The sequence below is a fragment of the Massilimicrobiota sp. An105 genome (genome assembly GCF_002161155.1).
GTDB classification, from domain to species: Bacteria; Bacillota_I; Bacilli_A; order Erysipelotrichales; family Coprobacillaceae; genus Allocoprobacillus; species Allocoprobacillus merdigallinarum.
In genome coordinates this window covers 1-6,030 of the sequence record NZ_NFLY01000072.1, presented here as the reverse complement: position 1 = coordinate 6,030, position 6,030 = coordinate 1, and the positions used below count along the sequence as shown (strand labels likewise).

At 28.1% G+C, this 6,030-nt stretch carries 6 protein-coding genes and 1 pseudogene; 2 read left to right on the top strand and 5 right to left on the bottom strand.

All coding sequences use genetic code 11. From position 1 onward, the window contains the following. Positions 1-133: 133 nt before the first annotated feature. Complete coding sequence (istA, locus tag B5E48_RS12950; protein ID WP_241146986.1) at positions 134-1,687, top strand: IS21 family transposase; 1,554 nt, start codon at positions 134-136, stop codon at positions 1,685-1,687. Beyond that, positions 1,684-2,415, top strand: coding sequence for an ATP-binding protein (locus B5E48_RS12945; RefSeq protein ID WP_087243929.1), 732 nt, complete (start codon positions 1,684-1,686; stop codon positions 2,413-2,415). The genes istA and B5E48_RS12945 overlap by 4 nt, the downstream gene beginning before the upstream one ends. 405 nt (positions 2,416-2,820) lie before the next feature. Here the strand turns inward: B5E48_RS12945 and B5E48_RS12940 are convergent. From B5E48_RS12940 to B5E48_RS12920, 5 genes and pseudogenes are all read right to left on the bottom strand, one after another. Beyond that, positions 2,821-2,976 (bottom strand): annotated as a pseudogene (locus tag B5E48_RS12940) (amino acid--tRNA ligase-related protein); the annotation flags it as partial. Positions 2,977-3,137: 161 nt separating this feature from the next. Next, positions 3,138-4,103: a ComEC/Rec2 family competence protein gene (locus tag B5E48_RS12935; RefSeq protein WP_087305523.1), complete on the bottom strand. Its 966-nt coding sequence runs from the start codon at positions 4,101-4,103 to the stop codon at positions 3,138-3,140. Next, on the bottom strand, positions 4,093-4,284 hold the full coding sequence (locus tag B5E48_RS12930) for a hypothetical protein (RefSeq protein WP_087305520.1): 192 nt from the start codon (positions 4,282-4,284) through the stop codon (positions 4,093-4,095). The genes B5E48_RS12935 and B5E48_RS12930 overlap by 11 nt, the downstream gene beginning before the upstream one ends. Continuing rightward, a complete protein-coding gene (locus tag B5E48_RS12925) occupies positions 4,277-5,095 on the bottom strand; it encodes a hypothetical protein (protein ID WP_087305518.1) in 819 nt (272 codons plus the stop codon). Before B5E48_RS12925 ends, B5E48_RS12930 begins: the two co-directional genes overlap by 8 nt. 107 nt (positions 5,096-5,202) lie before the next feature. Beyond that, positions 5,203-5,907, bottom strand: a complete 705-nt coding sequence (locus B5E48_RS12920; RefSeq protein ID WP_087305516.1) for an HNH endonuclease family protein — start codon at positions 5,905-5,907, stop codon at positions 5,203-5,205. Positions 5,908-6,030 lie beyond the last annotated feature (123 nt).

The following is a 6,030-nucleotide window of genomic DNA, read 5'->3' as shown; positions in this document are numbered from 1 at the left end:
AACAACTACACCACTGAGATGATATTATTGAATATACGCAACTGCACCACCTTTTATATTATAGGTGGTCTTTTTTATATTATTATAATGTTGGAGACTTTGTCTCTAATATTATATGAAAGGAGCTTTTATTATGGCTGTAAAATTCAATTTGAGACTATGTTTACAATTGATTGATCGAGGCATATCCCTCAATACGATATCCAAACAATATCATATTAGTAAACATACCTCATCCAAAACAAAACATAGAATGGAGGTGCTTCAATTCGATATCAGTACTATTGATCAGTACTCAGATGATGAGCTGGGTAAATTATTTTTCCCTGAAATGTACGAATCTGAAAACATTTATTTAGCAGTGGATTATGACTATGTTCATAAAGAATTGTCTAAGCCTGGTGTTAACTTAAAACTATTATGGAAAGAATATTGCTTGAGTGCTAAGGATGGTAAATATCCAGTAAGTTACTCAAAATATTGTAGAGGTTATGCTCAACATGTCGAAAGACACAACTATACCAACCACATTGAACACAAACCCGGGATTCGTACAGAAATTGATTGGTCCGGGCCTACAATGCATTACATGGTTCCTTCTACTGGTGAATTGGTTAAAGTTTATCTGTTTGTCGCAACTTTACCATTTTCTCAATATTCTTATGTGGAACCTACCAAGGATATGAAAATGAATACATGGATTAACTGTAATAAACATATGTTTGAATACTTCGGTGGTTCAACAGTCAGAATTGTATGTGACAATCTTAAAACAGGTGTTGTCAGTCATCCTAAAGAAGGAGAAATCATTCTCACAGATATGTATTCTGATTTTGGAAATCATTATATGACAGCTATTATGCCTGCACAAGTCAGAAAACCTAAGCAGAAAGCGAGTGTCGAAGGTACCGTTGGCAAAATAGCTACAACCATTATTGCATCATTAAGAAATGTAGAGTTTCATTCATTCGAAGAACTTTATCAAGCAGTAAGAGAAAAGCTTGATGAGTTTAATACTACTCCATTCCAGAAAAGAGATGGAAGCAGAAAAGAAATATTTGAAGCTGTTGAAAAGCAGGCACTTAAACCACTTCCTGAAATACCTTTTGAAGTATGTCATTGGTTTTATTCCAGAAAAGTACAAGTCAATTGCCATATCACCTATCAAAAAAACTGGTATTCAGTTCCTTATGAATATGTAGGCAAATCCGTTGATCTAAAAGTGTCAGAAACAACATTGACTATCTATTATCAAAACAAGCGAATCAACATCCACAAGCTGTTTCCTGCCTATATAAAGAATAAATATTCTACCTATGAACAGGATATGCCTGAATCAGTGAAAGTAAGTGAGTGGGATGATGTGCGTATAAAAAAATGGGCGAGCAAAATCGGACCCTACACAAGAAAGGTTGTAGAGATTATATTTGAAAGATGTAAAGTTAAGGAACAGGGTTATAACCCTGCAATGAGTGTATTACATCTAAGTGATAAATATTCAAATGAAAGACTTGAATTATCCTGCCAGATAGCTTTAAGTAAATATCCATCACCTAGATATAAACATCTTAATGCCATTCTATCTAACAATCAAGATAAACTAGGAAAACAAGGAAATGCATCTGAAGAAAGAAAAACGACAGGACACCTGAGAGGTGCAGAGTTCTACGGAGGCAAATCAAAATGATAGATAATGAAACTGTAAGAAAAGCATCAGAAATTGGGATTATAGATGTTGTAGATGCCATTAAATTGATTGAAACAAATCCTGCTTATATTACTTTGACATTTGATGAAAAAATAAATATGGTCATCGACTTTGTTTATCAGCAAAGATATAACGAAACGGTAAGAAGATTAAAGAAATCGGCTAAATTACGCTATGTAGATGCAGATCTAAGAGATATTCACTATACTGACAATCGAAGCATTACACATCAGCTGATTAGCTCACTGGCTACATGTAATTATATTACATTAAAAACCAACATCATTATTCATGGACCATGTGGTACAGGGAAAACATGGCTCTCATGTGCATTAGCAAATGAAGCGGCAAAACAAAAATATAAAATATTTTACATTAGAATGCCTGAGCTATTAGAAAAGTATAATGAACTGAGGAATATGGGTAAAAGTCTATCACAAGTAGTTAAGAAATACGCAAAATACGATCTGCTTGTATTAGATGAATGGTTAATGTATGAAATGACTGATAAAGAAAAACAGTTTATATCTGAGCTTATGGAGGTAAGACATGATAAATGTTCAACAATTTTCTGCAGTCAGTATCCATCAGGAGACTGGTATGATAAATTGCATAAATCGACATTAACAGAGGCATTGCTTGATAGAATCATTCATAATAGAATAGATGTGTATATGGGTAATGAAAACTTTAGAATCAAAAAATAATTTTTTAAAAAGGTCAATCATGTTTGGACATGATTGACTATAATTGTGTATAAATATAAGTGGTGCACTTTATGCGATTGAGGTGGTGCAGATGTCTGCGACTACCAGTGCTTTTACATGCGAATAATCAGTCACTTTTAACGATAACTAGCCTAGTGTTAAGTTCGCTCTAAAAACTAAAAAGGTAAGGAGTCACAATCCTTACCTATTTGCATTTGGTACAATGCTATCTGATTTACAAGCAGATTATAACATGTAACCTACCTAATCTCAAGTATGATTACTTTTAATAATTTTTTACAGAATATTGTTATGCATTTACTTGATTAAGATTACTTATAGTATATCAGATGAAAAAGTATTTGTTTTTTTGATTTTCAAATTTAAATTATCTTGTTTTTATCGCTATTTATTTCTTGGTTTCATCTGAGGGAACAAGATAACTTCTTGGATAGATTCTTGACCAGTTAATAACATAACAAGTCTATCAATACCCATACCCATTCCACCTGTTGGTGGTAATCCGTATTCCAATGCTTCTACATAATCTAAATCCATTTCAATCCATATATAATTTTTATATATGTTTTTATGTGTTTTTTTGTATTAGTAAACATCTAAAAATGTATATAATTTGTAGATTTTATATATAGTTATCTTGTTTTGTATGCCAAAATGTATGCCACTTTTTTCATTTTAATACTTGGAACAATATTTCTATATTAATTGCAAATATATTCACAAGCATTTCCAATAAGTTCTATTTCATATGAATCATCTATTATATCAAATGTTGTACATATAATTCCAAAATCATTATCATTATCACCAACTAAATTATAAGATGAATATACATGAGTAGAGATTTCTTGATATCTATTTAAAATGCTTTTTCGAGGATTTTTACTACTACCTCTTATATATGATGTTACACACGATACATCTATATTTTTTATAAAATCAAGCAAATAATTTGAACTATTTGATCCATGATGAGGAATTTTTAAAAAATTTAAATTTTCTGGAATTTTCTTTTTACTAAATAATTTTATCGTTGGATTTTCTATATCTCCAGAAAATAAAAAGATCAAATTTCCAAAATAAAATAGAAACGCTATAGAATGCTTATTCTTACTAAAATTTTCCAATAATAACTCATCTCTAATCAAGTTTGAATTTGGAGCAATTGATTTAATTTCCAATACATATTCTTTTTCATTATATAATATACGTAAATCTTCTTCATACGCTAAAATATCTTTAAAATCAGAGATAGTATAGACTCTATATTTTCTATCTTTCCTTATATTTAGATTATTCTTTAACAAATTAAAAATCTGTATTGTTTCTTTTGAACACTCATTCTTATTAATCTCAACATTTTCAGGAATATTTATAACTGTATTTTTATCAACGTATTTATTAATTAATTCATCTATTCCTTTTGAATGATCTTCATCGGGATGAGACCAACAAAGATAATTGATTTTATCTACATTGTTTTTTTCTAGAATTTCAACAGTTTTATTAATCCCTAGATAAAAATATGAATCAATTATCGCAGAAAAAACAATATTTGAATCGACCCGAATAAATAATACAATTGATTCGCCTATTGTTTTATATCCAATTACATATATTTCAATTTTTAAATTTTTATTTACAATATATGGTAAATTATTTTTCATTGTTTTCTCCATTATCAATTATTCTGATATGCTTGGCATAATTAACACGCCTATATACAGATCTCATTGGGGAAGACTCTACATCAGGGATAAACATATAAGATACTGTTTCTTTCTCCTCTTTTTCTTTAATATTTTTTTTAAACATAGGAATAAAATTTAAAGAATTTAACTTATCCATTTTTAATCACCCCTCTTATATTAGCATCTATATATTTATCTTTTTCTAAATTTTCAATAAATGCTGTAGTTAAAGAATCAATATAAATATTAAAAATAATATCATTCAATTTTGCTAAAATTAAGTTTGAATTCTCCTCCTTAATTTTTTTATCAACCACTTCTACACCTTGCATATAAGAATCTATATCCAAAATAATTTGATAGCCGACTTTTTCTTTACCATCATCCAAAAATTTACCTTCCTGAAAACGTCTGTTATAGTTTACTCTATATTGTTGTAAAAAAAATTCGTCTGCCACTTGTGTTGTTGGAGAATTATCATTAAATCTACATAATACATTTTGCTTGAAATAATCATTTAAATATTTTTTATTCAGTAACAAACAAACATTTACCTTTCTTAATCCAATTCTATTGAATTGTACATACTGTAGATTTTTTAATTCATCTAAAATAATTGAAATTAGAGGTATATAATTTGAAAAAAGTGTTTCATTTCGCTCCATATTAATTTCAAATATAACGAAAGACTTAGATATTTTTAATTCTTTTCCTTGTTTAGAATTAAAAACGTATGTTTTTGTCGTTTCTGTATTAGTTTGAATATTATCTGGTGCCAAAACATTGAAATTTATATTATTCCCATACTCTTCTCTTAAAGTAACATAATCTCTTTTTAAAAGTTGTGGTCTTATTTTTTGTATAAATGTTTCTACGTCTGCATCCATCATACCTGAAAAATCAATTCTAAATATTAAATTTTTTAAAAAATTATTTTGTATTTTGTTTCTTATTTCATCTTTATTCATAATAATCACCTTTAATATATTATATCATTCCACATATTATATGTGAACTTTAATATTTTCCTTTTGTAATAATTAGTTGTTATGTCAATTTGATTTTTAGTCATATTTTATTTAAATTTGAAAATTCCCTCTTTTATAGTCACACCAAAAGCATCCTTCCATACTTTTTCAGGTTCTTCTATTTGAGGATAAATTATACTTGTTGCTTCTTGAATGTTTTTAAAGGTATAATCTTTTATGAAACAAAACTGGTTTTCATTTTCATCGATAATGTTAGAAGCATATAAATTAGAAAATAAGTCATCCAAAACGTTTTCACTTCCACGTTTAATCTTTATTTTTGATCCAGCTTCAATTTTTACAGAAAAATCTTCATTAATATATCCCCATGCATCGATACCGGATTTACTAAAATATATATCCATTCTTTTACTTAATTTCAGTTTACTTTTTGTATATGGATATACTATATTTATCATATTAATTAATTCATTTGTTCTATTTTCAATTGATTCAATATTCCATACTTTTTGATTTAAAATATATTCATTCATTTTAATATGTTTAGTTTTTGATAGATATTCTTTTTTTGTTTCAAAATCTTTGTTTCCCATAGATGAATTATCTTTAGAAGATACAATAGTTAAATTGCCTAATAAATTAACATAATATGAGTATTCTTCTTCAGAAATATTATTTGTAACATCTTTCCAATATTTATTTGGAGTCTGTGGCATTATATGTTCTTTTGACAATGCGTTTTTATCATATGGGATTTTATTATTATAATTTTCGATTTTATTGAGAATCATTTCAATTGATTATTCGCATGTAAAAGCACTGGTAGTCGCAGACATCTGCACCACCTCAATCGCATAAAGTGCACCACTTATATTTATACACAATTATAGTCAATCATGTCCAAACATGATTGA

Excerpts from the sequence above, each read along its gene's own strand:
- istA (WP_241146986.1), top strand. The coding sequence starts at position 134 with ATGGCTGTAAAATTCAATTTGAGACTATGTTTACAATTGATTGATCGA.
- B5E48_RS12925 (WP_087305518.1), bottom strand. The coding sequence starts at position 5,095 with ATGAATAAAGATGAAATAAGAAACAAAATACAAAATAATTTTTTAAAA.
- B5E48_RS12935 (WP_087305523.1), bottom strand. The coding sequence starts at position 4,103 with ATGAAAAATAATTTACCATATATTGTAAATAAAAATTTAAAAATTGAA.
- B5E48_RS12920 (WP_087305516.1), bottom strand. The coding sequence starts at position 5,907 with ATGATTCTCAATAAAATCGAAAATTATAATAATAAAATCCCATATGAT.
- B5E48_RS12930 (WP_087305520.1), bottom strand. The coding sequence starts at position 4,284 with ATGGATAAGTTAAATTCTTTAAATTTTATTCCTATGTTTAAAAAAAAT.
- B5E48_RS12945 (WP_087243929.1), top strand. The coding sequence starts at position 1,684 with ATGATAGATAATGAAACTGTAAGAAAAGCATCAGAAATTGGGATTATA.